Origin of the sequence: Halorubrum rarum, from assembly GCF_048380895.1 — an archaeon.
In the GTDB taxonomy this organism is placed as follows: domain Archaea; phylum Halobacteriota; class Halobacteria; order Halobacteriales; family Haloferacaceae; genus Halorubrum.
On the sequence record NZ_JBLWMN010000004.1, the window covers coordinates 23,105 to 49,162 of the forward strand.

General features: G+C 65.7%; 26 protein-coding genes. 18 read left to right on the plus strand and 8 right to left on the minus strand.

Translation table 11 applies throughout. The annotated features are described in order from the left end of the window. Positions 1-259 precede the first annotated feature (259 nt). The gene (locus ACNSN7_RS03670; RefSeq protein WP_418280746.1) at positions 260-1,633 is read left to right on the plus strand and encodes a bifunctional metallophosphatase/5'-nucleotidase; all 1,374 of its coding nucleotides are present in this window, start codon (positions 260-262) and stop codon (positions 1,631-1,633) included. Positions 1,634-1,644: 11 nt separating this feature from the next. On the opposite strand, the gene ACNSN7_RS03675 is transcribed toward ACNSN7_RS03670, so the two are convergent. The 3 genes from ACNSN7_RS03675 to ACNSN7_RS03685 form a co-directional block, all read right to left on the minus strand. Next, entirely contained in the window at positions 1,645-3,396 is a 1,752-nt protein-coding gene (locus tag ACNSN7_RS03675) for an SLC13 family permease (RefSeq protein ID WP_418280748.1), read from the minus strand. Positions 3,397-3,572: 176 nt separating this feature from the next. Further along, on the minus strand, positions 3,573-4,208 hold the full coding sequence (locus tag ACNSN7_RS03680; RefSeq protein ID WP_418280750.1) for a vitamin K epoxide reductase family protein: 636 nt from the start codon (positions 4,206-4,208) through the stop codon (positions 3,573-3,575). Between the two features lie 111 nt (positions 4,209-4,319). Next, on the minus strand, positions 4,320-4,694 hold the full coding sequence (locus tag ACNSN7_RS03685) for a thioredoxin family protein (RefSeq protein WP_418280751.1): 375 nt from the start codon (positions 4,692-4,694) through the stop codon (positions 4,320-4,322). A gap of 70 nt (positions 4,695-4,764) precedes the next feature. On the opposite strand from ACNSN7_RS03685, the gene ACNSN7_RS03690 reads away from it, so the two are divergent. Both ACNSN7_RS03690 and ACNSN7_RS03695 read left to right on the plus strand, forming a co-directional pair. After that, positions 4,765-5,154 (plus strand): DUF5518 domain-containing protein, encoded by a 390-nt coding sequence (locus ACNSN7_RS03690; RefSeq protein ID WP_418280753.1) that lies wholly within the window; start codon positions 4,765-4,767, stop codon positions 5,152-5,154. Then, entirely contained in the window at positions 5,151-5,960 is an 810-nt protein-coding gene (locus tag ACNSN7_RS03695) for a CPBP family intramembrane glutamic endopeptidase (RefSeq protein ID WP_418280755.1), read from the plus strand. Before ACNSN7_RS03690 ends, ACNSN7_RS03695 begins: the two co-directional genes overlap by 4 nt. A 44-nt stretch (positions 5,961-6,004) precedes the next feature. Here the strand turns inward: ACNSN7_RS03695 and ACNSN7_RS03700 are convergent, their stop codons facing one another. Continuing rightward, positions 6,005-7,129 (minus strand): serine hydrolase domain-containing protein, encoded by a 1,125-nt coding sequence (locus ACNSN7_RS03700; protein ID WP_418280756.1) that lies wholly within the window; start codon positions 7,127-7,129, stop codon positions 6,005-6,007. 79 nt (positions 7,130-7,208) lie between these two features. After that, on the minus strand, positions 7,209-8,081 hold the full coding sequence (locus ACNSN7_RS03705) for a CPBP family glutamic-type intramembrane protease (RefSeq protein ID WP_418280757.1): 873 nt from the start codon (positions 8,079-8,081) through the stop codon (positions 7,209-7,211). 229 nt (positions 8,082-8,310) lie between these two features. Between ACNSN7_RS03705 and ACNSN7_RS03710 the strand changes: the two genes are divergently transcribed. The 3 genes from ACNSN7_RS03710 to ACNSN7_RS03720 all read left to right on the plus strand — a co-directional run bounded on the left by ACNSN7_RS03710 (position 8,311) and on the right by ACNSN7_RS03720 (position 10,679). Further along, positions 8,311-9,102 carry a CPBP family intramembrane glutamic endopeptidase gene (locus ACNSN7_RS03710; protein WP_418280758.1) on the plus strand — a complete coding sequence of 264 codons (792 nt, stop codon included), beginning with the start codon at positions 8,311-8,313 and terminating at the stop codon, positions 9,100-9,102. A 354-nt stretch (positions 9,103-9,456) separates the two neighbouring features. Continuing rightward, complete coding sequence (locus tag ACNSN7_RS03715; RefSeq protein ID WP_418280759.1) at positions 9,457-10,062, plus strand: class I SAM-dependent methyltransferase; 606 nt, start codon at positions 9,457-9,459, stop codon at positions 10,060-10,062. After that, positions 10,062-10,679 (plus strand): transcriptional regulator FilR1 domain-containing protein, encoded by a 618-nt coding sequence (locus tag ACNSN7_RS03720; protein ID WP_418280760.1) that lies wholly within the window; start codon positions 10,062-10,064, stop codon positions 10,677-10,679. Before ACNSN7_RS03715 ends, ACNSN7_RS03720 begins: the two co-directional genes overlap by 1 nt. A gap of 28 nt (positions 10,680-10,707) precedes the next feature. Here ACNSN7_RS03720 and ACNSN7_RS03725 read toward each other — a convergent pair whose 3' ends face one another. Beyond that, positions 10,708-10,947, minus strand: a complete 240-nt coding sequence (locus ACNSN7_RS03725) for a DUF8024 family protein (protein ID WP_418280762.1) — start codon at positions 10,945-10,947, stop codon at positions 10,708-10,710. A gap of 195 nt (positions 10,948-11,142) precedes the next feature. On the opposite strand from ACNSN7_RS03725, the gene ACNSN7_RS03730 reads away from it, so the two are divergent. The 9 genes from ACNSN7_RS03730 (at position 11,143) to moaA (ending at position 22,529) form a co-directional block, all read left to right on the plus strand. After that, positions 11,143-12,963 (plus strand): site-2 protease family protein, encoded by a 1,821-nt coding sequence (locus tag ACNSN7_RS03730; RefSeq protein WP_418280764.1) that lies wholly within the window; start codon positions 11,143-11,145, stop codon positions 12,961-12,963. 121 nt (positions 12,964-13,084) lie between these two features. Beyond that, positions 13,085-14,356, plus strand: coding sequence for a molybdopterin molybdotransferase MoeA (locus ACNSN7_RS03735; protein WP_418280765.1), 1,272 nt, complete (start codon positions 13,085-13,087; stop codon positions 14,354-14,356). Further along, a complete protein-coding gene (locus tag ACNSN7_RS03740; protein WP_418280767.1) occupies positions 14,353-16,305 on the plus strand; it encodes a molybdopterin biosynthesis protein in 1,953 nt (650 codons plus the stop codon). The genes ACNSN7_RS03735 and ACNSN7_RS03740 overlap by 4 nt, the downstream gene beginning before the upstream one ends. A 101-nt stretch (positions 16,306-16,406) precedes the next feature. Further along, positions 16,407-18,446 carry a histidine kinase N-terminal 7TM domain-containing protein gene (locus ACNSN7_RS03745; RefSeq protein WP_418280768.1) on the plus strand — a complete coding sequence of 680 codons (2,040 nt, stop codon included), beginning with the start codon at positions 16,407-16,409 and terminating at the stop codon, positions 18,444-18,446. 183 nt (positions 18,447-18,629) lie between these two features. After that, the gene (locus tag ACNSN7_RS03750) at positions 18,630-19,187 is read left to right on the plus strand and encodes a hypothetical protein (RefSeq protein ID WP_418280769.1); all 558 of its coding nucleotides are present in this window, start codon (positions 18,630-18,632) and stop codon (positions 19,185-19,187) included. Between the two features lie 83 nt (positions 19,188-19,270). Next, positions 19,271-19,696: a universal stress protein gene (locus ACNSN7_RS03755; protein WP_418280770.1), complete on the plus strand. Its 426-nt coding sequence runs from the start codon at positions 19,271-19,273 to the stop codon at positions 19,694-19,696. A gap of 73 nt (positions 19,697-19,769) precedes the next feature. Beyond that, a complete protein-coding gene (locus ACNSN7_RS03760) occupies positions 19,770-20,540 on the plus strand; it encodes an MBL fold metallo-hydrolase (protein WP_418280772.1) in 771 nt (256 codons plus the stop codon). 96 nt (positions 20,541-20,636) lie between these two features. Next, complete coding sequence (gene tenA, locus ACNSN7_RS03765) at positions 20,637-21,311, plus strand: thiaminase II (protein ID WP_418280773.1); 675 nt, start codon at positions 20,637-20,639, stop codon at positions 21,309-21,311. A gap of 243 nt (positions 21,312-21,554) precedes the next feature. Then, positions 21,555-22,529: a GTP 3',8-cyclase MoaA gene (gene moaA / locus ACNSN7_RS03770; RefSeq protein ID WP_418280774.1), complete on the plus strand. Its 975-nt coding sequence runs from the start codon at positions 21,555-21,557 to the stop codon at positions 22,527-22,529. Between the two features lie 176 nt (positions 22,530-22,705). On the opposite strand, the gene ACNSN7_RS03775 is transcribed toward moaA, so the two are convergent. Continuing rightward, positions 22,706-23,443, minus strand: coding sequence for a carboxypeptidase-like regulatory domain-containing protein (locus ACNSN7_RS03775; RefSeq protein WP_418280776.1), 738 nt, complete (start codon positions 23,441-23,443; stop codon positions 22,706-22,708). 289 nt (positions 23,444-23,732) lie between these two features. On the opposite strand from ACNSN7_RS03775, the gene ACNSN7_RS03780 reads away from it, so the two are divergent. The 3 genes from ACNSN7_RS03780 to ACNSN7_RS03790 all read left to right on the plus strand — a co-directional run bounded on the left by ACNSN7_RS03780 (position 23,733) and on the right by ACNSN7_RS03790 (position 24,759). Further along, positions 23,733-23,942 (plus strand): DUF7979 domain-containing protein, encoded by a 210-nt coding sequence (locus ACNSN7_RS03780; RefSeq protein WP_418280777.1) that lies wholly within the window; start codon positions 23,733-23,735, stop codon positions 23,940-23,942. Positions 23,943-24,062: 120 nt separating this feature from the next. Beyond that, complete coding sequence (locus tag ACNSN7_RS03785) at positions 24,063-24,218, plus strand: DUF7559 family protein (protein ID WP_418280779.1); 156 nt, start codon at positions 24,063-24,065, stop codon at positions 24,216-24,218. Between the two features lie 4 nt (positions 24,219-24,222). Then, positions 24,223-24,759, plus strand: coding sequence for an Hsp20/alpha crystallin family protein (locus tag ACNSN7_RS03790; protein WP_418280781.1), 537 nt, complete (start codon positions 24,223-24,225; stop codon positions 24,757-24,759). A 27-nt stretch (positions 24,760-24,786) separates the two neighbouring features. On the opposite strand, the gene ACNSN7_RS03795 is transcribed toward ACNSN7_RS03790, so the two are convergent. Next, positions 24,787-26,046, minus strand: a complete 1,260-nt coding sequence (locus ACNSN7_RS03795) for an NAD(P)/FAD-dependent oxidoreductase (protein ID WP_418280783.1) — start codon at positions 26,044-26,046, stop codon at positions 24,787-24,789. Positions 26,047-26,058: the final 12 nt, after the last annotated feature.

The window sequence follows — 26,058 nt, forward strand, 5'->3', positions numbered from 1 at the left end:
CTCGCGTGTCCGTCCCGTGGTCGGTCCCTATCGGAACGGCACATCATCAACCCCGAAGAGGCTGTACCCCGGAGTTGGCCGGGACATCATAAAAGCGCTTTCAATGCGATCCGGCCGTGTGAGCGGAGCACACGGTCCTCATGCCGATTCGGTCGCGGGATCGGATCAGATCGGATCGGGCCGGTGCTGTGCGTCTCCGCGGGGCATCCCGCGATCACTCCGAGCCCTTTTAGCCGATCCGTCGACTGCGATCGGACGAATGGCTCGGCTGGTTCACTACTCCGACATCGAGAACGTCTTCGACGTACCCACGCGGGCCGCCCGCCTCGCGGGGCGGATCCGCGCGCTCGACGGCCCCGACGCCGCCGTCGTCGGAACGGGCGACACCACCGCGCCGGGCGTGCTCTCCCTCGTTGCGAAGGGGCGACAGACGATCGACTTCTACGCCGCCACGGATACCGCACTCGATACGTTCGGGAACCACGAGTTCGATTACGGACCGGACAACCTCCGTGAGCTTGTCGCCGACGCGCCCGTCGAGTTCGTCTCCGCGAACGTCCGCGACGAGAACGGTGACCCCTTCGGCCGCGATCAGGGCGTGGTCCCGTGGACGACGCGGAGCGTCGACGGTTCGACGGTCGGCTTCGTCGGCGTCACCGACCCCGCGACCGACTCGCTCAATCCGATGGCCGCTCCCCTGGCGTTTTCCGACCCCGTCGCGGCGGTCCGCGACGCGCTCTCGGAGCTCCGCGCGGAGACGACGATCGATCACGCCGTCGTGCTCTCGCATCTCGGCGTCGGCGACGACGACATCGCCCGCGAGCTCGACGTCGACGCGGTCCTCGGTGGACACGTGCACAGCCGACGCACCGAGCACGTCGAGGGGACGCTCCTCGTCCGTCCGGGCGTCAACGGCGAGACCGTCGCCGAGGTCGACCTCTCGGGCGAGCGTCCCGAGGCGACGCTCCACGAGCCGGACGGCGCGGAGCCGCTCTCACGGCTCCGAGAGACGCTCGCGCGGCGGATGAGCGAGGCCGACCTCGATCGGGTCGTCGGGCGCGTCGAGGATCCGATCGCTCGGACCGGCGAGGTCGTCCACGGCGGGGAGTGTCGCGTCGGGAACTTCGTCGCGGACGCGTTCCGCTGGGCTCACGACGCCGACGTCGGGCTCTCGAACGCCGGCGGACTCCGCCAGGGGGACCCCTGGGAAGGAGCCGTGACGAAAGCCGACCTGATCAGTCTCATTCCGTTCGAGGAGCCGGTCGTGCTGACGTCCGTCACCGGTGGGGAGCTGCTCGCCGTCTTTCGGGAGATGGGCGCGCCCGAGGTCGATTTCGGCGAGGACGACTGGTGGCACGGCCACGTCTCGAACGCCCGCGTCGTCTGGGACGACGCCGAGGCGGCGATCGTGGAGGCGTCGGTCGGCGGCGAGCCGATCGACCCGGACGACCGCTACACGGTCGCGACCTCCGAGTACCTGCTTCACTCGGACCACGAGTTCCCGACCCTGGCGGAGCGCCATCGGATCGGCGAGGCCGACATCCAGTACGAGGTGCTCGCCGCGTACGCCCGCGAACGCGGGATCGACCCCGTCGTCGACGGGCGGATAGACATCCGGAACGGCGACGCGTAGCCTCCCCGCGCTCAGTCGATCCAGACCGGCGACGACGTCACGTCGATCCCCCACGCGTACGGGAGCCAGCCGAGCACGAACGCCACCACGAGGAGCACGCCGACGAGGTTCAACAGGAACCCGGCTCTGGCCATCTGCGGGACGGTGAGATAGCCGCTCCCGAACACCACTGCGTTCGGTGGTGTCGCCACCGGAAGCATGAACGCGAGCGACGCGACGGTCGTCGCCGCCACCATCAACACGTACGGATGGACCGAGAGGGCGACCGCCAGCCCGCCGAGGATCGGGATCAGCATCGCGGTCATCGCGGTGTTCGAGGTCATCTCGGTGAGAAAGATCGCGAGCAGCGCGACCCCGACGACGATCCACAGGAGCGACAGCCCCTCGAAGACGGCCAGCAGGGTGCCGATCCACTCGCCGAGACCGCTCTCCTCAACGGCACCCGCGAGGGAGAGCCCGCCCCCGAAAAGCAGGATCACGCCCCACGGGAGCGTCACGCCGGTCGTCCAGTCGAGGAGGAACGTGAACTCCCCGTTCTCGTCGCGGACCGGGATGACGAACAGGAGCACAGCGCCGATCATCGCGATCGCGGCGTCGTCGATCATCGGGACGCGAGGCGAGAGCAGCACCGGCCGGGTCAGCCATCCGGCCGCGACCGCGCCGAAGACGATGAGCACCAGCGCCTCGGGACGCGTCACGGGGCCGAGCGCCTGCCGTCGCTTCCGGATGACGTCGGTGTCGTCGGGGAGGGCGGCGAGGTCGTCTCGGAGGACGGCCCGCGTCAAGTAGAGCCAACAGACGGTCACGCCGACCACGGCGACCGGGACGCCGTACGCCATCCACTGCGCGAACGAGACGTCCTGACCGTACGCGGACGCCACGAACCCCGCGAAGATGATGTTGGGCGGCGAGCCGATCAGCGTACCGACCCCGCCGATCGATGCGGCGTACGCGATCGAGAGCATCAGCGTCGTTCCGAACCGGAACTCCCCGCGTTCGGTCGGGACGTCCAGTTCCGATCGCTCGACGAGCTCCGCCGTCTGGTGGACGACCGCGAGCCCGATCGGCGTCATCAGCATCGCTGTGGCCGTGTTGGAGATCCACATCGACAGAAACGCCGTCGCGACCATGAACCCGAGCACGATCCGCCGGGGTGAGGTGCCGACGAGCGCGATCGTCAACAGGGCGATCCGTCGGTGGAGCCCCCATCGCTCGATCGCGACCGCGAGCAGGAACCCGCCGAGAAAGAGGAAGACGAGCCGGTTCGCGTACGGCGCGGACGCGGCGGTCGGCGATACCGCACCGGTGAGCGGGAACATGAATATCGGAAGCAGCGCGGTAACGGGGATCGGAACCGCTTCGGTCACCCACCAGACCGCCATCCAGACCGCGACGGCACCGACCGTCTGTCCCGCCGTCGACAGCTCCGCCGGCGACGGTGCGACGAGGACGAGACCGAAGCCGATCGGGCCAACGAGGAGCCCGAGCTTTCGCCTGAGCGTGTAGTCGTCGTCGACGTCGAACGAGGAGGAGCGTGTGTCGCCCGCTCGATTCGGATCGATCCCACCCTCTCGGGGGGTCCCCGCCCCGTTTCCGCCACCGTCGGTCGCGACGTCGCGTGACGACTCGCGGGCGGATCGGTGGTCGCGAGCCGAGCGACGTCCGCGAACCCCGGTCGGGTCCAGCGCGAGGAGCGCTTTCGTCCGGGCGTGCATGCGCCACGAACGGCGTCGAACGGCGTTCAATAGGTCGAGGACGGTCATGTGATCGTTGGTGCTCGGGCGACGACGTCGGTGTCGCGCCAACTGAACGGCCAACGTCTCGTGGTCAGCGCCCGGAATCGAGTACTTTTCGGCCGAAAACGGAACCCGAAACAGGGGCGTTCTCGCCGAAAACGGAAGTCGGAATCAGCGTGTCGTGACCGACCCCTGATCTGTCGTTACACGAACGGAACGACCGGCGGAAGCGGGAGCAGGGTGACGACGTGCATCCCGACGATCGTGAGCACGCCGACCAGAACCGGGAACAGAACGAGCGGGAAGCGCGTTCCGCTCAGTACCCGCCCGAGGTCGGACACCATACTGGACAGCGATGGCGTGCTGCTCCGCCGGAGGATCGCCAGTTCGAGTCCGAACAGGATCACCGTCGCACTCGCGGACATCATACAGAACGGACAGATCTCGCCGATCGGCACCAACTGGAGCCAGACGAAGTACGCCGAGAACAGCACGCCACTCGCCGTGATCGGCGTCAGGATCTTGATGATCAGGGGGTGACGGGTGTCGAACCACCAGAGCGCGAGCCCGATCGTCGAGATGTAATAAAACGAGCCGAGCGTCGCGAGCGGGATCCCGAAGACGTACGCCCACTGGCTCGTGATGACCTCGATGCTCCCCTGGACCGGTGCGTCCGGTGGGATCGCCGGAATCGCGTAGAAGTGGATCGCCGACAGCATCACCGTCACCATCCACCCCACCGCCGCGACGACGGTGAACACGCCGAACAGGGACGACACCCCCGGCGAGTAGTTCCATTCGTACTCGAAGTCCGCGATCGTCGAACTGTGTGTTGCCATACAGTGTGCCCGTTGTGGAGGCACCCTCATAAGTATTGTGCGTTGTCCCCAATATAGAGAACACGCATACCGGCGAGAGAGTCCGATCGGATCGAACGGATACAATCGCGCTCAGTCGATACGGTCGGCGACCTCGTCGATCCAGTCGACGAGGTCGTCGCCGCCGATGAACCCCTCAGCCCGTCGAGCGACCGGATTCCCGTCGACGAACAACACGAACAGCGGGACGCTTCGGACGTCGAACCGATCGACGAGCGGCGGGTCGTCCCGGGGATTCACGAGTCCCACGGCGACGTCAAGCTCCCGTGCAAGATTCCCCAACACGGGCTCCATGCTCCGACAGATCCCGCATCCCTCGGTGTAGAACTCCACGAGCGCAACCGAGGAGTTCGACACGAACGCGTCGAGATCCGCCTCGTCTTCCAGCGAGACCGGACGATCCCTCGCGGCCGATCCGTCGGTTCGTAGGTCAGATGTATTGTTCATATAGGACAATATAGGGCTCAGAGAATATAAGAGCATCCCATTATATTCTATCGTGTATAACGGCTCACTTATGGGTGTAGGAGATACGTGGATCAATGCGATCGTAGGGGCCGTTATCACGGTTGGTCTCTCATTCACGAGCTTTTCGCCGCTACTAGGTGGCGGCGTTGCGAGCTACCTTCAGTCGGAACCACCTGCACGAGGAGCGAACGTTGGTACCATTTCCGGAGTGATAGCCGCAATGCCCCTGTTCGTGATCATGACTCTCGGGTTCGCTCTGCTCGCCGCAGTACCCTCCGAGTCGGGCGGTTTTCACGCCGAGATCGAATTAGTACTCATCTTCGGGCTGATACTGTCGGTGATGTTCGGGATGATACTGTCGATGATGTTGCTCTGGTCCGTCGGCTTGAGCACAGTTGGGGGCTACGTCGGTGCGTACATTCACATGGAGTCACGATGAACCACAGACGACGATCCCTTCTCACGTTCGTCTTGCTGACGTTCTTCATCTCGTGGACTGCATGGGGCGTTCTCGCTCTACTCGGCACCGAACCGGGAATCAACGTCGCGGGTGTGCTATGGTTGCTTGGTGGACTCGGTCCGCCGATTGCAGCCGTCGTCGTGTCACAACTCACCGACGGGAGCCAGTCCACGCGACAGTTATTGAGTCGCCTTCTCCGGTGGCGGGTCGGCTGGCGATGGTACGGTGTGGCGATACTGTTTCCCGGGCTCGTCGTCATCAGTGCGGTCATCATCGATGCACAGGTTCGGGGACTGACCACGTCGTTTCCATCCCCCGATTTCGTGCTGCTGTTCGTCGGGTTGACCGTGGCAAGTGCGACGATCGGCGGGGGATTGGAAGAGATCGGCTGGCGTGGCTTCGTCCTGCCACGATTACAGGCGTCTCTCGACGCGTTCACAGCGACTCTCGTGGTCGGTGTCGTCTGGATGATCTGGCACGCGCCCCTGTTCATCATTCCTGGTGCGGTCCAGTCCGATCTCCCGGTTCTGCCGTTCGTCGTTCAAGGAATCGCTCTCGCAGTGGTGTTCACGTGGCTGTACAACAGTACTCGCGGGAGTCTGTTACTCGCCGTTCTCCTTCACGGTTCGTTCAACGCATGGATATCGACCGTGTGGCTCCTGCGCGACGACATCGATCCGCTGACCCTCTGGATGATGGCGCTCCTCGTGTGTGTGATCGCGATCGGTCTCGTAGTCGTCTATGGAACCGAGCATCTGTCCACCAACGAGCGGCAGATGATCTAACGACCGATTGACGAAATGCCAAGGGAGGCATTGAGGCACTCTCACTACTCGTTCGATTCGACCTTCGACGCGGTTCGAATCGCCCGGAACGCGAATCGATACGCAGTGCTCCTCGAAGTCGTCTGGTTGAACGTCCCGATCAGATACACGTCAGTCCCGGGACTGTAGAACATGAACGAATTCGTCGCCCCGATACCGCCCCACGCACGATATCTCGAAAGCAAGGGAATCGGGCGGAACCGAGCGACCCCGTAGCCGTAATCGAGCCCGATCGAGAGTCTCCGCCACTGGGTCATCTCTTTAAGCGTCTCCGCTCCTACGAGGTCGCCTTCGACCAACGAACGGTGGAACGTGAACAGGTCCTCGGTCGTATTCACCGTCTGGCCGCCTGCATACCAGCCGCTGAAGGATCGGTACTCTTCGACGTCAAATTCCTCGTCCTCGAACCGGAGGGGTGGCACGGGGTGTTCGACATCCTTCGCGGGGTCCGAAAACTGGGCGAGATACGAGCGGTTCATCGACAGCGGATCGAAGAGGTAGTCGTGTAACGCCTCGTGATACGACCTCGACGTCACGGACTCGATTATGAGGCCGAGGAGGTTGTAGCCGACTTCCGAATAGAAGATGCCGTCACCCGGCGGAAAGTGCGGATGTAAATTCTCCTTCGCCCACTCGACCGTCTCTTCGGGTTCCCAGAAGCGATCCGGGTCCTCCACCATCACGTCGAAAAATGTCTTTCCATCTGGCGATTCCTCTTTCTGCCGATTGAACAGGCCAAAGTCGTCGCTGAGGAGGTGTGGCAGTCCGGATGTGTGGTTCAGCAAGTGATGAATGTGGATGTCGTCCGTGTAGTCCGTCCCCTGGTAGTCGTGGAGTCCATCCAGAACTTCGTCAGCTAGATAGGGTGTAATCGAGTCGTCGAACTGCAACTTCCCCTCCTCGGCTAGCATGGCGATGATCGTCGAGGTGAAGGTCTTTCCGACGCTCGCGGCATGGTACGGTTGGTTTGGGTTGGCTGCTGTCTCGCCGACTTGCCCATAAGCCAGGTTCCAGTGGACGTCCCGGCTCCCGGAGTGAATGAGGAAGAACGCGTTGTCGAACGCAGGGGTGTCGTCCACCGTCTTTCGTAATCTGTCTTCGATCGTAGACTTCGCTTCTGCGGAATCCATGGGTGTACTTCACAATCAGCCACCATACGTCTGAGGCTCGTTCTCGGGGATGAAGAACCGTCTCCGTGTATATTTGGGGTTATGTCGCGTCGCGGATTCTCGCCGGTGGACCGTTCTCTGCCCGAAGGCTGGTCCCGACAATCCCGATGACGAGTAGTGCGACCACTACCGTCAACACCACGTGAGAGACGGTAAGTGTCACGAGCATCCCCCAATCCGGGATGCCGTCCACGATGACGAGGTCAACGTCAAGTGGGACGAGTGCTCCGAGCGCGTTCTCGCTGCCGTGCATGATCATGACGAGGAGAATACTCCCGCCGGAACCGTTGTAGACCCAAGCTAACAGCACCGAAAACCCGGTGATACCGACGAAGTATGCGAGCTGGGAAGCAAGGGGCCATTGGGCGTGTGGAGCGGCTGGATCGAAAAACAATGGGAGGTGCCAGAGTCCCCAGAGGATACCGATAATGACGGCAGCCACTAGCCCACCGTAGCGCTGTTGAAGTTCCGGTTGGGCAAACCCACGCCAGCCGATCTCTTCCTGGCCGCCACCGATAAATGTCCCGAGGATGATTCCGAACGCGAGGGTGAGAACGTTCGGTGAAAACGCCCCAAAATCGATCGGCCCGCCGAGTACTGCAACAACGCCTGCAGCCCCGAGTGCGATGCCAGCCGGGATCCCTATCGCTGCAACGTACCACTTCGGATGAACTCGCCAGCGAACGATACCACGCATCCACTCTCGAAGATCGTCTTCACTGACGTGAACGACGATCACGGCAGCAATGGCCGGGCCTGTTGCACTCAAGAAACCGCTCAGGATCCATCGCGTCCACGATGGTTCCATCCCCAGACCGATGACGAGCCCATTGAGGCTCCAAGAGATCGCAAACGTCAGTAGAAAGAACGCAACGACTCGGTTGGATCTGATCCATGATGAAATAGCCAGCATGTGGATTGGTTATCACCAATCCATATATAGCTGATGTGAGGGCTCAGGCCCCCGAGAATGGGCGATAGAGTTATTTGAAATGATTGACAATAGCCATAAATGAGTACATTCATTGGTCCTCCTCTACGAACGAGGAGAGTTACAATCGATGGGGGAATCAGTAGTGTTCTCGGGAAGTTACTGTTCCGTACGGCGCTCACAGTCTGCTACAGCTGCAGAAGGAAGAGCCATGACTGACGATTCTACTCTCTCCTTTTCATCGAGCATTGACTCGGACGGAACTCCTCAGCATCCGCTATTGATTTCGATCTTCCTCCATCTCTTCCCGGGGTTCGTTCTCATCGCGTTCACGTTCCTGGCGATTCCTGTGGTGACGTCGCTAGGATTTCCCTCGATCTTCGCCCTCTTCATCGGGATCGGACTCGTAATCGTTCCGATAGAGCTCGGAGTGCTCTTTATTCACGCTCGATCGACCACTGGCTCTTTCCGGCTTGACAACACCGTCCTCTATCGAGAAACACTCCCCTTACGAAAACTGCTCACATGGGGGGCAGCACTCGCGGTCTGGTTTCTGGTTTTCTTCGCCATTTCGACCGTCTTTTTTGACGAGTGGATCGCAGAGATGTTCTTCTCTTGGTATCCAGAGCGGTTCTTAGAGTTTGCTGCAGTCGAGGATGCAGGAGAGCCACTGACAACATCCGTCCTCATCGTGTTTCTCTTCTTCGCCTTTCTCCTCAACGGACTCGTGGGTCCAATCGTGGAAGAGTATTATTTCCGAGGGTATCTCTTGCCCAGGATCGGCCGATATGGTCGGTGGGCACCACTCATGAACACCATTCTCTTCTCTGTGTACCATTTTTGGACTCCGTGGCAGAATGTGGGACGGATCATCGGTTTCTATCCGATTGCGTGGGCGGCAAGACGGTTCCAAAGCACTCGGGTGGCGATAGTCGCGCACGTAACGATTAACCTGATCGGTTTGCTCGGCATGGCCGCTCTCTTTCTCGAAGCTGCGGCGTGAATCAATTTGCCGGCGTGAATCAACTTGTGTGCGATACGATCGATCAATCTCGCACACACCAGTCCAACCATCCATAAATTGCCATAAACGACTACCGACTTTAGAGGGGCAGTCAGCGTAGATGGCGTGTTTAATATATTTAATAAAAGATTGTCTCATTTATAAGGTCGGCCGTGAGCGGTTGAGAGGGGACTTGCATTCGGTCATCCGTGAGTCACCTGTCTCGTCGGGTTCGGTCCGTCGAACGCTCCCGTCGGCTCCTTCCCGTCGGCCTCTTCCGGCCGACTTCTCCCCGACTGGCGTCACAACCGCGTCCCCGGTGGCTTTAGGAATCGGCCGACTGTAGCCGGATACATGACCGATTGGGACGAACGGTTCGCGAGCGGGGAGTACCCGCGAGCCCCCGAGCCGTCGCCGGTGCTGCGGTCGTACGAGCCGTCGATCCCCGACGGTCGAGCGCTCGACGTCGCCGCCGGAACCGGACGCAACGCGGTGTTCCTCGCCGACGCGGGCTACGAGGTCGACGCGCTCGACGCCTCGCGGGAGGGCCTCCGAATCACGCGCGAGCGGGCGGCTGCGCGCGACGTCGGGGATCGTCTCAACGTGATCCATGGCGACGTCTCGAGCTACGGCTTCCCGAAGCAGCGGTACGAACTGATCACGATGAGCTTCTACCGGGCGGTCGATCGGTTCCCCGACCTCAAGGACGCGCTGGTTCCCGGGGGCTACCTGTTCGTGGAACACCACCTCAGATCGACGGACGAGACGCCCTCCGGGCCGAGCACCGACCGGTATCGCTTCGCCGCGAACGAACTGCTGCACGCGGGCCTCGATCTGACCGTCCTCTACTACGACGAAGGGACCGAGGAGCGGCCCGGTGACCGCCGGCGTGCGAGCGCCCGACTCCTCGCGCGCCGGTCGCACGGCGGACGGCAGTCGTATCCGCCGCGGCGCGACTGATGGTGACCGACGAGCGGTCGGATCCCGCGTCCGCGTCGAACCGTGGACCCGTCTCCGACCCGGAATCCGCGACGGCGACCCTCGTGGCGCTCGTCGAGGACGCCGTCGGTGAGCCGATCGAGACGACTCCGCCGGCGGAGCCGAGCGATCGCGACGACACCGTCGCTGTCGTCGGTCGCGGAGACGCCCCGTCGCCGATCGATCGCCTCGTCGACCGTGTCGCCGATGCGGATTCGATCGTCGGGGTCGTCCCCCGTCTCGACGCGTCGCTGGTCGAACGGCTCCGGCGGCGGGACACGTCGACCGACTCCGCCGGCAACGAGGGAGTCGAAGCGCGGATCGTCGTGACGGGGGCCGCGCGAGAGGCGGTGACCGGTCCGGCCGGACCGATGGTTCGGGCCGCACTCGAGAGCGGCGGCGGGATCGAGCTGTTCGCTTGCGAGGGCGACTCACCCGTGGGGCTCCTGCTCGTCGACGACCGCGCGATCGTCGGACTGTTCGATGACGCGGGGCTCGCGGCCGTCCTGATCGCCGACGCCCCCGCGGTTCGAGTACGAGAGTGGGTCGCGGCGGCGTGTCGGCGGTCCCTCGCGACGGCCGAACGGCTATCCGGGTAGCGATGGAGTGCGTTTCGAGGAGTGACGCCTATTCCGCGCGGCCGCGACCGCCGAACGACGGGAGTTTCACGCCGATCTCGGCGAACAGCGCCCCGATCACGGAGTATCCGAACACGACCGACGCGAGCCCGATGAACGTCATTCCGAACACGATCGCGAGGACGCTCAGCGGATCGCCCGCACCGAGGATCAGGTCGTTGACGAAGATGTCGAGGAACCGACCGACGTCGGTGACGACGCGCACGACGAACTCGATGATCGCGAACATAGTCGACGCTTCGAGTGGGGGGTACTTGTGTGTTGAGGATTCGGCGGTGTCGATCGCGCGTTGACGGTTCTGATGGTGTCGATCGCGCGTCCCGCGAGCCGGTCATGTGTCCTCGATCGCGTGTCGAGTCCCGCCCACCGATCCGGGTACCGGGAACCGAACCCCTTACACACGGCCGACGCCAACCGATGTGCAATGAGTACCCTGCTGTGGATCCTGACGGGGATCCTCGCGTACACTGCGGCGACGATGTGGCTCCGGAATCGGGGGATCCTCCCCGACTCCGTCCGTGTCTCCGGGCCGCTCACGACGGTCCACACGCGTCGAGGCCGGGCGTTTCTCGACTGGCTCTCCGGCCCGAAGCGGTTCTGGCGAGCGGTCGCGAACCTCGGGCTTGGTGGCGCGTTGGTCGCGATGGTCGGCTCCTTCGTCCTGATTCTCACCTCCGGGCTCTCCGCGCTCGCCGCCACGCAGCCGTCCGCGATCCAGCAGCCGCAGAACTTCCTCATCATCCCCGGCGTCAACGAGTTCCTCCCCCTGGAGGTCGCCCTCGAGATCGTCATCGGCCTCGCGATCGCGATGGTCGTCCACGAGGGCGCACACGGGCTGTTGTGTCGCGTCGAGGGAATCGACGTCGAGTCGATGGGGCTCGTCTTCTTCACGCTGATCCCGGTCGGCGCGTTCGTCGAGCCGGACGAGGAGACGACTCAGGAGGCGTCCCGTGGGGCCCGCGCCCGGATGTTCGCGGCGGGTGTGACGGCGAACACCCTCCTGACCGTCCTCGTGTTCGCGCTGCTTTTCGGCCCCGTCGTCGGCGCGATGTCGGTCGCACCCGGCTACGCCGTCGGCGAGGTGAATCCCGGATCGCCGGCCGCGGCGGCAGAGATCACCGGCGGCGACCGACTGATCGAAGTGGACGGCCGGTCGGTCGACACCGCCACGGAGTTCGAGGCCGCGCTGGCGGACGCCGGTGCGGACGTGAGCGTCACCGTCGACGACGGCGAGACCGAGCGTCGCGTCGACGTCGCCCGCGAGCTGCAGATCGTGGGATCGGCCGGTGGCAACCTCCTCGACGTCACGATCAGGGACGAACCGGTGATCGTCTCGGCGGTGAACGGCGATCCGGTCCGTACCGAGGGCGAGTTCTTCGACGCGATCGGCGACGACGAGCGTGCGACGGTGACGACGGAGGCGGGCGAAGCGGAACTGCCGATCGGCGCGTACATCGTCGGAATACAACAGGACGGCCCGATACACGACGCGGGCGCGCCGCTGGGGGAGCCGCTCACGATAGTCGAGATCGACGGTGACCGCATCCGCGACAACGAGGAACTGGCCGATACGCTCGAACGACGGAGCCCTGGCGATCGCGTCGAAATCGTCAGCTACTCCGCGGCGGACGAGCGGGTGAGCTACGACGTCGAGCTCGACGCCCATCCGAACCGGGAGGGCGGGTTCATCGGCGTCAGCATCTTCCCCGGCACGAGCGGGCTCGCGCTCGACGACTTCGGGGGGTCGGAGTACCCGGCGGGCGCGTACCTCGAACTGCTCGGCGGCGACGGCGGCGAGGGTGCACTCGACGACGTCGCGCCGCAGTTCAGCGCGCTCACGGAGTCCCCTCTCGGGCTCGTGTTCGTCGCCCTGATCCTTCCGCTCGGGAGTCTCTTCGGGGTCCCGTTCAACTTCGCGGGGTTCACCGGCGACCTCACCAACTTCTATGCGATCGACGGCGGGCTCGCGGTGCTCGGCGGGGGCGTGTTCCTGCTCGCGAACCTCCTGTTTTGGACCGGCTGGATCAACATCCAGCTCGCGCTGTTCAACTGCCTGCCCGCGTTCCCGCTCGACGGCGGACGGATCCTTCGGATGGTCGCCGAGGCGATCACGAGCCGGCTTCCGATCGGGGACCGTCACGCAGCCGTCCGGATGGTGACCGTCTCCTCCGGGCTCCTCATGCTCGCCGGACTGATCGTGATGATCTTCGGGAACCAGATCATGACCGCGCTCGGGATGATCTGAGGTGCGCTCGGGATGACCTGAGGCGCGCTCGGGATGGTTGGGTTCTCGGTCGATCGCCGTGGGATCGACCGCACGTCGCCGGAGAGCGGGATTTTTCCACGCGGGGCGGATACGAGTACGCATGAGCCACGACAGACGCGATGCCGGCTTCAAACGACGGACCCGCGTCGACGACGCGCTGGCGACGCTGCTCGACGGTGTGGGGGCACACGGCCGGACCGAGCCGATCCCGATCGCCGAGGCCGACGGTCGGGTCGTCGCCGAGCCGGTCGACGCACCCGCACCCGTGCCCGGATACGACCGCGCGGCCATGGACGGCTACGCGGTGCGTGCCGAGGACACGTTCGGCGCGTCCAGTCGGTCGCCGGCCGTACTACGGGCGACCGATCGGGACGGGGACGTCGCATCGGGGGAGGCGGCACGGGTCCACACCGGGAGCGATCTCCCGGAGGGAGCCGACGCGGTCGTCATGATCGAACACGTCGAGGAGGTCGGCGACGAGGTGGAGACGTTCGATGCGGTCGCGGAGGGAGAGAACGTCGGCGACGCCGGCGAGGACGTCGCGGCGGGACAGCGGCTGTACGATCCGGGTCACGTCCTGCGGCCGTCGGATCTGGGGCTGCTCAAGTCGGTCGGACTCCGCGACGTGACCGTGTACGAGCCGCCGGAGGTGGCGGTTATCCCGACCGGCGAGGAGCTCGTGCAGGCGGATCCGGGGCCGGGACAGGTGATCGAGACGAACGGCCTCACCGTCTCTCGACTCGTCGAGCGGTGGGGCGGGACGGCACGGTATCGAGAGATAGTCACCGACGACGAGGCGGCGCTGTCGGCGGCGATCGAACGCGACCTCGACGCCGATGTCGTCGTGACGACCGGCGGCTCCTCGGTCGGCGAGCGTGATCTCCTCCCGGACGTCGTCGCCGGTCTCGGCGAGGTGCTCGTCCACGGCGTCGCGCTCAAACCCGGACACCCCGTCTGTCTCGGCGACGTCGACGGTACGCCCGTGATCTCGCTGCCGGGGTATCCGGTCGCGTGTATCGTCAACGCGGTTCAGTTCCTCCGTCCGGTTCAGAAGCGCGCGGGCGGAACGACGGCGGAGCCGTTCCCGACGCGGCGCGCGCGACTCGACCGGAAGGTACCGAGCGAGCCCGGAACGAGGACGTTCGCACGGGTTCGTCTGGCGATCGATGACGGGGGCGAGAACGGAGGCTCCGATGCGGCCGACGACTCCGCGAGCGACCCGCCGCTCGTCGCGACGCCGACCCGCGCGAGCGGTTCCGGGGTGCTCTCCAGCGTCGCGCTCGCGGCCGGTTGGGTCGTCGTCCCCGAACGGCGAGAGGGGCTCGACGCCGGCGACGTCGTCGACGTCGAGCTGTGGGAGGTGACCGAATGAGCGACCGCAAGGAGTTCCGCGATCTCGCGTCGCCCGCGGCCGCCCGCGAGGCGATCCGTTCGCTCGATCTGATGCCCGACCCCGAGTCGGTCCCGCTTTCGGAGACTCGCGGACGCGTCCTCGCCGAGCGTGTCGACGCCGGGATCGACGTGCCGGGGTTCGACCGCGCGTCGATGGACGGCTACGCGGTCCGGGCGCGGGACACGTTCGGGGCCGACGAGGCGAACCCGGTCGAACTCGACCTCGTCGGAGCGGTCCACGCGGGCGCAACGCCCGAGGTCGCGGTCGAGCCCGGCACCTGCGCGGAGATCTCGACCGGGGCCGTGATGCCGGACGGTGCCGACGCCGTGGTGATGGTCGAGCGGACCGATGAGGTGGGCGGTCCCGATGACGATCGAGTCGACCGGATCGCGGTCCGAACCGCGGTCGCGCCCGGCGACCACGTGATGGTCGCGGGCGCGGACATCGCCGCCGGAGCCCGCGCGCTCGGGCCCGGAACCCGGCTGACGCCCCGCGAGATCGGACTGCTCTCCGCGCTGGGCGTCGACGAGGTTCCGGTTCGCGGGAGACCGGCGGTCGGGATCGTCTCGACGGGCGACGAGATCGTCAGGCCGGACGAGGAGCTCGACCCCTCCCGCGGGGAGATCTACGACGTCAACTCGACGACGATCGCGGCCGGCGTCGCCGAGGCGGGCGGCGAGCCGGTCCTCTACCCGCACGCGGGCGACGACTACGAGGAGATGGAACGGCTCCTTCGCCGGGCGGCAGACGACTGCGATCTGGTGCTCTCCTCGGGGTCGACCTCGGCGAGCGCGGTCGACGTCATCTATCGCGTGATCGAGGAACGCGGCGACCTCCTCGTCCACGGCGTCGCAGTCAAGCCGGGCAAGCCGATGCTGATCGGGCGGCTCGATCGGGAGGACGGCGGCGAGTCGGCGTACGTCGGTCTTCCCGGCTATCCCGTCTCCGCGCTCACGATCTTCCGGACGTTCGTCGCGCCCGCCATCCGGTCGGCCGCCGGCCAGCCGGAGCCTCGAACCGCGACCGTCGACGGTCGGATGGCGGTCCGAGAACGCTACGGCGAGGGTCGTCTCCGCCTGATGCCGGTCGGGCTCCTCGATCTCGGTGACGGAACTGCTGCCGACGCGCCCGCCGGGGATCCGACCCTCCCGCTCGTGTATCCTGTCGACAAGGGGTCGGGCGCGACGACGAGTCTCGTCGAGGCGGACGGCGTCGTCGCCGTCGACCCGGACACCGAGTACCTCGATCGGGGCGAGACGGTCACGGTGCAACTGTTCTCCCCGGACGTCCGTCCACCGACGCTCCTCGGCGTCGGCGAGGACGACCCGGCGCTGAACCGCCTGCTCGACCGGCTGGAGAACCCGCGATACCTCCCCGTCGGCTCGCGGGAGGGACTCAGACGGCTTCGCGACGGCGTTCCGGACGTCGCCGTGACCGCGGGTCCGACCGACCGCGACGTCGATGCCGTCGGGATCGGGGGATTCGAGCGCGAATGGGGGCTCGTCGTTCCGGCGGCGGACCCGAAGGACGTGACGGGTGTCGCGGATCTCGTCGATCGCGACCTGCGGTTCGTGAACCGCCCGCCCGACTCCGGGCTTCGCCGGAGTCTCGACGATGCGCTCGACGCGCTCGCCGAGACGCGCTCGGTCACTCGGCGGGAGCTGTCCGACCGGATCGACGGCTACGGCATGACCGTTCGCGCGTTCGAGAGTCCCGTCCGGACGGTTCGCGACGGCGACGCGGACGTCGGGCTCGGACTCCGTGAGACCGCCGACCGGCTCGACTGTGGGTTCGTCCCGCTCGGCGAGCAGTCGGTCGTGGTGCATGCGGCGTCCGACCGGATCGATCGCGCCGCAGTCGCGGCGTTCACGACCGTGCTCGACGATCTCGACGACGTCGTGGCGGGACTGCCCGGCTACTCGGCGTAGCCGATACCCGTTGATGGTACCCGTTGGTGTACCGTTTCGGGCACGAGAACGAGGGACTGGAGTCGAGTCATTCTTATGGCAGGTCCGTGTTCGGCTCCTCAATGGAGTGGCAAGCGACACCATACACCGTTCCACTGCTGACTGCCGCGTTGGTGTCGTTCGGCCTCGGCGCGTACGTTGCATCGCAGCGGTTCCGGGGATCGCGGCGGCTCGCTCATCTGTTCGTCGGCGTCGCGGTCGGGACGGGAACGTGGTCGCTCGCGTACGCGGCACAGCTCTCGGTGACGACGCTCGATGCCACGCTGTTCTGGAACCGCTTCGTGTGGGTCGGCGTCGTCGTCCTCGCGATCGCGTGGCCGGTGTTCGTGCTGGCGTACACGAACCGGACCACTTGGCTCCGACCCCGTCGTCTGGTCGCGCTCTCCGCGGTCCCCGTGCTCGTTCTCGCGATCGTGTGGGTGTCCGGTCCGACCGGGTCGTTCTACCGCTCGCCGTCGATGACGACGATCGACGGCTACGCCGTGCTGTCGTTTACGCCGGGTCCCGCCCTGCTGGCGTTCATCTCGTACACGTACACGATCAATCTGTTCACGTTCGTCGTGCTCGGACACGCCGCGGTACGGAGTGACGGCGTGTTCCGGCGGCAGGCAGCGCTCCTCCTCGCTGCGGGGATCATCCCGATGGGCGTCGGGGTTGCGGGGATAGTCGGAATCGTCCGCCCGGCACTGATCGATCACACGCCGATGGCGTTCTCCGTCACGTCCGTCATCGTCGCGTGGGTGTTGGTCCGGCATCGTCTCCTCGATATCGCGCCGATGGCGCGCGACACCGTGTTCGCGAACCTCGCCGACGGCGTCGTCGTCGCCGACGGCACCGGTCGGATCGTCGACGTCAACGAGAGCGCATGCGAACTGTTCCCTGCGATCGACGTCGGGCAGGCGGCCACGAACGCCTTCGAGGCGGTACCGACGGTTGCGGAGCTCGTGGCGAGCGGCTCCACGAGCGACGAAACGCGCGTCTCGATCCAACGAGGCTCGGAAACCCGGATCGTCTCCGTGTCCGCACACGTGATCGAGGGCACCGGCGGCCACGGTGGCGACCGAGACGGAACCGTCGTGCTGTTCCGTGACGTCACGGAGCGTGAGAGCCTCGAGCGACGCTATCGCGCGCTGATCGAGACGTCGCCGAACGTCATCGCCGTCCTCGGCGTGGACGGGCTGATACGGTACGTCAGCCCGTCGGTCGAGCGACTGCTCGGCTACGAGCCGGCAGCGGTCGAGGGCCGGTCGGCGATCGATTTCGTCCACGACGACGACCGTCAGGAGATCCAGAGAACGGTCGAGCAGGCGTTCGAGACCGGAACGACACAGGTGTCCGAGCACCGATTCGCACACGCGAACGGAAACTGGCGAACGTTCGAGACGGTCGTCGAGCGGCTTCGTGAGCGCACGGACGAGGTCGTCATCACCGGGACCGACGTGACCGGTAGGCGGCGGTACGAACAGCGTCTTCAGGTTCTCAACCGCGTGCTCCGTCACGACCTGAAAAACGACGTCAACGTGATCAGCGGCTACGCGGATCTGCTCCGCGATCACGTCGACGAGACCGGGCGGACCCATCTCGACGTGATCGACCGGAAGACGCGGACGTTGACGCGCCTCAGCGATCAGGCCCGCGAGATCGATCGAGCGCTTCACAGCGGCGAGGAACTCAACGACATCGATCTCGCCGAGCTCGTTCCGGGACTCTGTGACTCGCTGGCGACGTCGTTCCCCGAGACGACCGTCACGGTGTCGACCCCGACGGACGCGGTCGTCAGGGTGGACGCACTGATCGAGTCAGCGATCCGGAACGTACTGGAGAACGCGGTGTCACACAACGACCGCGAATCGCCGGCGGTCGACGTCGTCGTCGACGCCGACGGAACCGGCTATCGAGTCGTCGTTCGTGACGACGGGCCGGGCGTCCCCGACAGGGAGCGGCAGGTGTTCTCGGAGGGACGGGAGACGCCGCTTGAACACGCCAGCGGACTCGGTCTGTGGCTCGTCCACTGGATCGTCACGGAGTCGGGGGGTGAACTGGAGATCGGATCGCGGGAAGACCGCGGGACCGCTGTCGAGATCTGGCTCCCCGCCGCGTGATCGGTGTCGAGATCTGGCTTTCCACTGCGTGACCGGTGGACCGTCGAGGGTCGACGATATCGCCAACTCGATGTCATCACCCGTTTACATATATACGCGCCGTCCCAGATAGAAACGTATGCACGACGAGACGACTCGATGGATGGGTCGAGACGCTTCGCTCCGATCCGACGGGGCAAATCGATGACGAGGCTGGCGATCGAGTACGGTTCCCACGGGCGGGTTCGAGAGGTCGTCGATCGGCTCCGGTACTGTGCGGAGTACATCAGTATCGATTTCGACGACTGGGAGGAGCCGCACGTCAAGGGACCGGGACTCTACTTCGCGGTCATCGCCGACCGTGAGTACGGTTCGTACGCGGATCCGATGGGAGATAACCACTGGCCGCGCGAGGAGTGTGCGTCCGTCTTCGCGGAGGACTCGTTCACCGAGGCGGCCGAAACGGTGAGCGTCGAGCGGGACGGCGGTGTCGTCGTCGCGGTCGACGGCGAAGTGGAGCCACAGATGGTCCGGTTCAGAGATCTGGGGACACGAACGGATGAGTCGGGCCTCGTCGACGACGTCGAGTACGAGCCGTGGATGGGGTCGCGTCACATGAGCGCGATCGAGACGTCGGTCCGCCCGGAGGTCGTCGCGACCGTCACACTGAGCGAGGAGACGGGCCGGGTGAGCGTCTTTCACGACGGCGACGCGGACAGCAGTCAGCGGGGGGAGCTCGGCGGACCGTGGCGCGGGGAGTGATCGAGGGTCCGATCCGGTTCACGCGACGGCAAAAACGCTCCGACAGCCGTACGGTTAACACCCCTCCCTGTGAACGATGCGGCATGTACGACGACGTACTCGTACCGACCGACGGAAGCGAGGCCGTAGAGAGAGCGATCGATCACGCGATCCGGCTGGCGACCGATCACGACGCGACGATTCACGCGTTGTACGTCGTCGATCGCCGTATCGCGACCGCAAACTCCGGCGAACTGCACGACGAGATCGTCGCGGACCTCGAATCGCAGGGCGAGGAGGCGGTCGCCACGGTCGCGGACCGGGCGGCGGACGCCGGTCTCGACGTCGAAACGAGCGTCCGCCACGGTACCCCGGACAAGGAGATCGTCGCGTACGCCGACGACGAAGGGATGGACGTGATCGTGATGAGTCCGGAGGGGAAGTCGCCGAGAGAGCGGATCCGGTCGCTCGGCAGCGTCTCCGATCGGGTCGCCGACGACGCGTCCGTCCCCGTGTTCCTGATCAAGTGACGGTCGGGCCGGAGGCGGTGTCCGCCGTCCCGGACGGGATCAGCTACTTGCCCGACGAGACGGATCCACAGGTATGGAACTCACCGTCCTCGGGTCCGGCAGCGCCATGTCGGTCCCTGACCGCGCGCAGGCAGGCTACCTGTTGACCGACGACGACCGTGCCGTGCTCGTCGACTGTGGGAGCGGCGTCCTCCAGCGACTTGCGGGGACGGGGACGGGTTACGAGGGCGTTTCCAGCGTCCTGCTCACTCACCACCACCTCGACCACGTCGCCGACGTCTTACCCCTTTTGAAAGCGCGCTGGCTCGCGGGCGAGGACCATCTCGAACTGGTCGGCCCGTCGGGGACCAAATCGCTGATCGACGGGCTCCTGGGCGTCCACGACTACCTCGACGGCCGCGTCGATCTGGCGGTTCGAGAGGTGTCGCCCGCGGAGCCGTTCAGGGTCGCCGGCTTCGACGTCGCCGCGCGGGAGGTCCGGCACTCCATGCCCGCCTGTCACGCGTACCGGTTCTCGGGGCCGGGCTCCGACGTCGATCCCGCCGACGGGCCGGTGACCCTCTCGGGGGACACGGAGGCGTTCGCCGGGCTCGCGTCGTTCGCCGACGGCAGCGACGTGCTGGTACACGACTGCTCGTTCCCGGACGACGTCGACGTCTCCAACCATCCGACCCCGACGAGCCTCGGCGAGTCGCTCGCGGGGACCGACGTCGGAACGCTGTTGCTGACCCATCTGTATCCGCACACGAAGGGGCGGGAACGAGAGATGGTCGAGGCCGTGACGCGGGCGGGGTTCAAGGGCGACGTCGACGTCGCGCGCGACGGGCTCGTCGTCGAACTGTGAGGCGTTCGGCGGCGGGGAGACCAACACCGCGAGTCAACGAGCGCGCCCGACGGGGAAGACGAAGGAGGTATTTATGAGTGGTATCATCGGATAATCATGGCGTTCAGCGACGACCTGCTCGACGCGGGCTCGCACATCTGGACCGCACAGTTCGACCATCCGTTCGTCACGGAGTTGGCGGCCGGAGAGCTCGACCCGGAGGCGTTCCGGCGGTGGCTCGAACAGGACTATCGATACCTGTTCGACTACGCGCGGACGTACGCGGTGACCGGTGCGAAGGCGCGCGAGGAGACCGCGATGGCGACGCTGCTCGGCGGTGCCGACGCCGTGCTGAACGAGGAGCTCGAGCTCCACCGATCGTTCGCGGCGGCCTACGGCGTCAGCGAGGCGGAGCTGGCCGACACGACGAAGGCTCCGACCTGCGAGGCGTACACGAGTTTCCTGGTCCGGACGGCGTACGAGCGTCCGGTACCGGTCACCGTCGCTGCGCTGTTCCCGTGCATGCGGGGATACCTCGACGTCGCGGACCACATGGCGGCGCTCGCGGACGCGGAGCCGGGAGAGATATCGCACCGATACGCTCCGTTCATCGAGACGTACACGGGCGAGGAGTTCCGCGCCGAGACGGCGGCGCTTGGTGACCTCGTCGACGAGTACGCCGAGACGCACCCCGACCACCGTGACGCGATGCGCGAGGCGTTCCTGACGAGCGCCCGCCTCGAGCTCTCCTTCTGGGAGATGGCGTACACGGACGAGGGGTGGCTGGCGTGATCGACGCGCAGGCTACTGATCGACTTCGCGACGCCGCCGACGGCGACCGGGTCGACGCCGGCGACTGGGCCACCGACGACAACTGAACCGACGCCGGCGACTGGGCCACCGACGGCGACTGAGCCGCCGCGGTCGATCACCGGTTTCCCGTCAGCCCGGTTCGGGGTTGTTGTAACTGTATTCGGTTACACAGATCCGCGATCGACCCCGTTATTTAAGCACGTATGCCCTCTTCAGTCCGGTATGAGCGGCCCACTCGCGGACGATTTCGGGCGGGAGGTGACGGGGGTTCGGGTGTCTCTCACCGACCGCTGTAACTTCGACTGTATCTACTGTCACAACGAGGGGTTAGGCGACACGCGCGGACCGATGGAGCCGGGTGACGGCGAGATGGGAACCGACGACGTCGTTCGGTTTCTGGAGGTGGTCGAGGGGTACGGCGTCGAGAAGGTGAAGTTCACCGGCGGCGAGCCGATGCTCCGGGAGGACTTAGAAGCGATCGTTCGCCGGACTCCCGACTCCATGGAGGTGTCACTGACGACGAACGGCACGTTCCTTCCGGGTCGAGCCGAGGACCTGAAAGCCGCCGGGCTCGACCGCGTGAACGTCTCGCAGGACGCGCTCGACCCCGACGACTTCGCGGCGGTGACCAAGTCGGGTGCGTACGATCAGGTTTTAAAAGGGGTTCGGGCGGCCGTCGACGCCGGGCTCGATCCGGTGAAGCTCAACATGGTCGTGTTCACGCATACGGCCGAGTACGTGGAAGAGATGGTCGACCACGTCGCGGACAACGAGGGGCTCCAGCTCCAGCTCATCGAGTACATGCCCGAACTCACGGGGAAACCGGAGTGGAACATCGATATCCAGCGCGTCCACGACTGGCTCGCCGAGAAGGCCGATCGGGTTGAACGCCGCGAGATGCACGACCGCAAGCGCTACTTCATCGGCGACGGGATGGTCGAGATCGTCGATCCCGTCGAGAACGAGGAGTTCTGTGCGAACTGCGGTCGCGTTCGCGTCACTCACGAGGGGTACTTAAAGGGATGTCTCAACCGTAACGACGACCTGCGGTCGATGGGCGAGATGACCCGCACGGAGATCGCCGAGGCGTTCGAGACGGTCGTCGCGAACCGGGTACCGTACTACGGCGAGTACCTGATCGAGAACGACGACGGCGAATACGAACTCAACGAGAAATACCTCAAAGCATCCGCGTGAATCGCCTCGGGGATCGACCCCGAGCGCTCGCGTGAATCGGGCCGACCGAGGACGGAGCGTTACCGGAGGGTCGCGGCCGACGGTTCGATCGAAAAAACGTGCCGGCGCGTGGGAACGTCATCCGGCCACGGTCTCACGAGCCCCCTTCGAGGTGGGGCACTCTCGCAACGGATGGATCAGGCGTCTTCGTCGTCGTCGTCACCCATTCCGTTTTCGTCGTCCTCGTCCTCGTCGCCAACGCCGTTTTCGTCGTCCTCCTCGTCGTCACCCACACCGTTTTCGTCGTCCTCGTCCTCGTCGCCAACGCCGTTTTCGTCGTCCTCCTCGTCGTCACCCACGCCGTTTTCGTCGTCCTCGCCGTCGGTCTCTTCGAGCGTGATCGTGACTTCCGCGTCGGAACCAGCGATGCTAACCGGTTCTTCGGCGTCGGCGAAGCCGTCCGCTCGTACGATAACCGTATACTCGCCGTCCGGGAGGTCGACGAACGCCTCGCCGTCGGCATCGGTTTCGGGTTGGTCTTCGAGGACCGACATGCCGTTGTCGTCCTCGACATCGACCGTGGCCCCATCGACGGGATCGCCTGCCGAATCCTCGACGCGGACGTGGAGCTCGTACTGCTCGCCTTCGGGCTCCTCGTCGTCTTCGTCGTCCTCGTCCGGCTCGTCCGGATCTTCATCGCCCTCATCCGGGTCATCGTCCGGCTCTTCGTCGTCCTCGTCCGGCTCGTCCGGCTCCTGGTCGTCTTCATCGGGATCGTCGACCGTCGGCGTTTCGTCCGCCGGCTCGTCGCCGTTATCGGCACAGCCGGCGAGCGCGATCGTGCCCGTCGCTCCGAGGAGCGTGACGAAGCCACGCCTAGTGTTCTCGTGTACGCGGTTCTCCCTTCGGTCGTCGGCGTCGTCGTTGGTGGTCACTGCGATAGTCGGGTCGGGTGGGTCGTGGATTGTTATATACCGTCCCGAGAGACGAACGTCTGACGTACTCCGCGACACCCACCAAAACCGCGAGGTGATGTGCACTGGTCGGTTCCTCCGTGTTCCCCGAGTATGGTTGCCGATATTCGACGTAACCTCTCCGTACATGACACTCGGCGACCCTCACGATGACTCGCGGTCCCGAACGGAACCCCGATCCTCCGCGGAATCGAGAAGCGTTCCCGGCGGCGGCGCAATTCTTATTATAGATCATGATGTATGGTACCACATGTCAGTACAGGAACGACGGATACGACTACGCCGAACCGGAATCATCCCGCCGGACGCTCGGGTACGCCACTACGACGAGCTGACCGACGACGCACAGGACGCCGTCTTCGAAGGCGCGGGGCGACCGCAAACGGTGCCGGAACCCGGTGACCTCGACGACGGCGACGTGGTGAAGTTCACGGACTACTACGTGGTTCGTGCGCGGTAGCGATTCGGCGGCTTCCTTTCGCGCCCGCTTTTACGTCCGCCTTTCGTGCCCGCTTTTACGTCCGTCTTTCGCGGCGGGTTCCCCACGTCGTTTAAGCCGTCGCCGACCCAACGGATCGGTATGCCCGCGACCAAGGAGGTCAAATGCGAGAGCGAGGACTGCGAGCTCGACATGTTCGAGAATCACTACACGTACGACGTCCCCGAGGACCACTCCGTCTCGGATCTGGCGTGTCCGTACTGCGGCGGGACGCAACTGGCCGAGATCGAGGTGTAGGCGGGTGACGGGACTCGTCGACGCCGGTCGGTCGGCGTTCCGAAAAGCGCTCGAACGGGTCGGCCGCGGCTGGAGCAAGATGCAGGAGCGTCGACCTCTCTCGGTGGACCTTCTGGAGAGCGACGATGCGTACCTCGTCGTCTTCGACGCTCCCGGCGTCCGCGGCGAGGACGTGCAAGTGAAGTTCCTCGATCACACCGTCGAGGTCCGGCTCGAACGGTACCGAGAGTTCTACGACGGGTTCGACGTGGTGTTTCCCGGTCGGGGACTCACCCTCTCCGGGAGCGCCGATCTCCCTCGTGACGCCGACGTGACGCCACACGGGTCGAACGCGACGCTCACACGGAACGGGACCCTCGAAGTGGAGATCCCCAAGGACGAACGCGCACAGGAGGTCTCGGTCACCGAGGCGGATGGCGACGGCGAGGACGGGGACGATCTCCACGCCGACGAGAACGGCGACGAGAACGGCGACGAGAACGGCGACGATCTCGATGGCGACGAGAACGGCGATGGCGACGACCGCCGCGACGATCGGTAACCGCTCCACGGACGCTCCGACGGATCGTCACTCGTTTCGAGTTCGGACGCTCATTCCTTCGACGATCTCGAACTCCTCGGACCCGTCGAACCGTGTCGGATCGAACGCGTCGATCCACGGCGACGACGGGTCGTCGGGGGCGACACCCGAAAGCGACGCGAGGACGCCCTCGGCGACGAGTTCACCCACGGCCGGTGCGCGCATGAACCCGTGCCCCTGCCATCCGGCGGCAACGAACAGTCCCGCCGAGAGCTCGCCAACGAGCGGATCCCCGTCCGGAGTCGCGGTACAGAGCCCGGCCCACGCCCGCTCGACGTCCGGGTCGTGGTCCGCCCGCGCCCGGAGCGTGTCGGATATCGAGTCGACGAACCAGCCGTCGGCGCTTCGGTCGTAGCCGTCGGGATCGACCGCGACCGGTTCGGTCCCGTCACCGGCCAGCAGTCCGGTCGGATGCGGGCGGAAGTACGCGCCCGCGGTCGCGTCGTAGGTCATCGGACCGTCGTACGGGGTTCGACTGATGAGCGCCTGCACGCGGTAGGGTTTGACCGGGACGCCGACGCCGGCGTCAGCGAGGAGTCGCTCGGTGTGTGCGCCGACCGCGACGACGACCGCGTCGAAGGATCGGCCGTCCCCGCCGGAGTCGCGAGGACGACGATCGACGCGAACCGTGCAGGGATCGTTCGGATCGAGGTGCACCTCGGATCCGGTCCGGATCGCGACGCCCGCACGCCGGGCACGCTCGCCCATCGCGGCGACGTACGCTCCGGGATCCGTCCAGCCGGCCCCTTCCGCCACGGCGGCGACCGCGAGGTCGTCCGTCTCGATCGGGAATCGCTCGCCGAGCGCGTCGAGGTCGACGACGGACACGTCCCGACCGTGGGCACGCATCCGGTCGACCATCGCCGGCACCGCGTCGGCGTCCTCATCGCCCGCTCGGACCGCGATGACGTACGGACACGGAGTGAACTCGAATCCGGGGAGCGACGTCGAGAGGCTCCGGAACCGCTCCATCGAGCGGGCGGCGAGCGCGGCGTCGACGTCCTCGGCGTAGGCGTCGTAGATCACGCCCGCCGCGCGCCCGGAGCTCCCCGATCCCAACTCGTCGCGCTCGAACAGCGTCACGCTCGCGCCGCGGGCCGCGAGGTCGACCGCGGCGGTCACGCCGACCGCGCCCCCGCCGACGACCGCGACCGTCCAGTCGTCGTCCGACCCGACGCCCGGCGGCAGTGGCCGATCCGCCGTCGACGCCCGCTCCGATATCGATTCGCTCGTTCCCGCTCGCGTCATGGGCGTGGCTGC

Coding starts and splice junctions, on each gene's coding strand:
- ACNSN7_RS03670 (WP_418280746.1), top strand. CDS start 260: ATGGCTCGGCTGGTTCACTACTCCGACATCGAGAACGTCTTCGACGTA.
- ACNSN7_RS03675 (WP_418280748.1), bottom strand. CDS start 3,396: ATGACCGTCCTCGACCTATTGAACGCCGTTCGACGCCGTTCGTGGCGC.
- ACNSN7_RS03680 (WP_418280750.1), bottom strand. CDS start 4,208: ATGGCAACACACAGTTCGACGATCGCGGACTTCGAGTACGAATGGAAC.
- ACNSN7_RS03685 (WP_418280751.1), bottom strand. CDS start 4,694: ATGAACAATACATCTGACCTACGAACCGACGGATCGGCCGCGAGGGAT.
- ACNSN7_RS03690 (WP_418280753.1), top strand. CDS start 4,765: ATGGGTGTAGGAGATACGTGGATCAATGCGATCGTAGGGGCCGTTATC.
- ACNSN7_RS03695 (WP_418280755.1), top strand. CDS start 5,151: ATGAACCACAGACGACGATCCCTTCTCACGTTCGTCTTGCTGACGTTC.
- ACNSN7_RS03700 (WP_418280756.1), bottom strand. CDS start 7,129: ATGGATTCCGCAGAAGCGAAGTCTACGATCGAAGACAGATTACGAAAG.
- ACNSN7_RS03705 (WP_418280757.1), bottom strand. CDS start 8,081: ATGCTGGCTATTTCATCATGGATCAGATCCAACCGAGTCGTTGCGTTC.
- ACNSN7_RS03710 (WP_418280758.1), top strand. CDS start 8,311: ATGACTGACGATTCTACTCTCTCCTTTTCATCGAGCATTGACTCGGAC.
- ACNSN7_RS03715 (WP_418280759.1), top strand. CDS start 9,457: ATGACCGATTGGGACGAACGGTTCGCGAGCGGGGAGTACCCGCGAGCC.
- ACNSN7_RS03720 (WP_418280760.1), top strand. CDS start 10,062: ATGGTGACCGACGAGCGGTCGGATCCCGCGTCCGCGTCGAACCGTGGA.
- ACNSN7_RS03725 (WP_418280762.1), bottom strand. CDS start 10,947: ATGTTCGCGATCATCGAGTTCGTCGTGCGCGTCGTCACCGACGTCGGT.
- ACNSN7_RS03730 (WP_418280764.1), top strand. CDS start 11,143: ATGAGTACCCTGCTGTGGATCCTGACGGGGATCCTCGCGTACACTGCG.
- ACNSN7_RS03735 (WP_418280765.1), top strand. CDS start 13,085: ATGAGCCACGACAGACGCGATGCCGGCTTCAAACGACGGACCCGCGTC.
- ACNSN7_RS03740 (WP_418280767.1), top strand. CDS start 14,353: ATGAGCGACCGCAAGGAGTTCCGCGATCTCGCGTCGCCCGCGGCCGCC.
- ACNSN7_RS03745 (WP_418280768.1), top strand. CDS start 16,407: ATGGAGTGGCAAGCGACACCATACACCGTTCCACTGCTGACTGCCGCG.
- ACNSN7_RS03750 (WP_418280769.1), top strand. CDS start 18,630: ATGACGAGGCTGGCGATCGAGTACGGTTCCCACGGGCGGGTTCGAGAG.
- ACNSN7_RS03755 (WP_418280770.1), top strand. CDS start 19,271: ATGTACGACGACGTACTCGTACCGACCGACGGAAGCGAGGCCGTAGAG.
- ACNSN7_RS03760 (WP_418280772.1), top strand. CDS start 19,770: ATGGAACTCACCGTCCTCGGGTCCGGCAGCGCCATGTCGGTCCCTGAC.
- tenA (WP_418280773.1), top strand. CDS start 20,637: ATGGCGTTCAGCGACGACCTGCTCGACGCGGGCTCGCACATCTGGACC.
- moaA (WP_418280774.1), top strand. CDS start 21,555: ATGAGCGGCCCACTCGCGGACGATTTCGGGCGGGAGGTGACGGGGGTT.
- ACNSN7_RS03780 (WP_418280777.1), top strand. CDS start 23,733: ATGTCAGTACAGGAACGACGGATACGACTACGCCGAACCGGAATCATC.
- ACNSN7_RS03785 (WP_418280779.1), top strand. CDS start 24,063: ATGCCCGCGACCAAGGAGGTCAAATGCGAGAGCGAGGACTGCGAGCTC.
- ACNSN7_RS03795 (WP_418280783.1), bottom strand. CDS start 26,046: ATGACGCGAGCGGGAACGAGCGAATCGATATCGGAGCGGGCGTCGACG.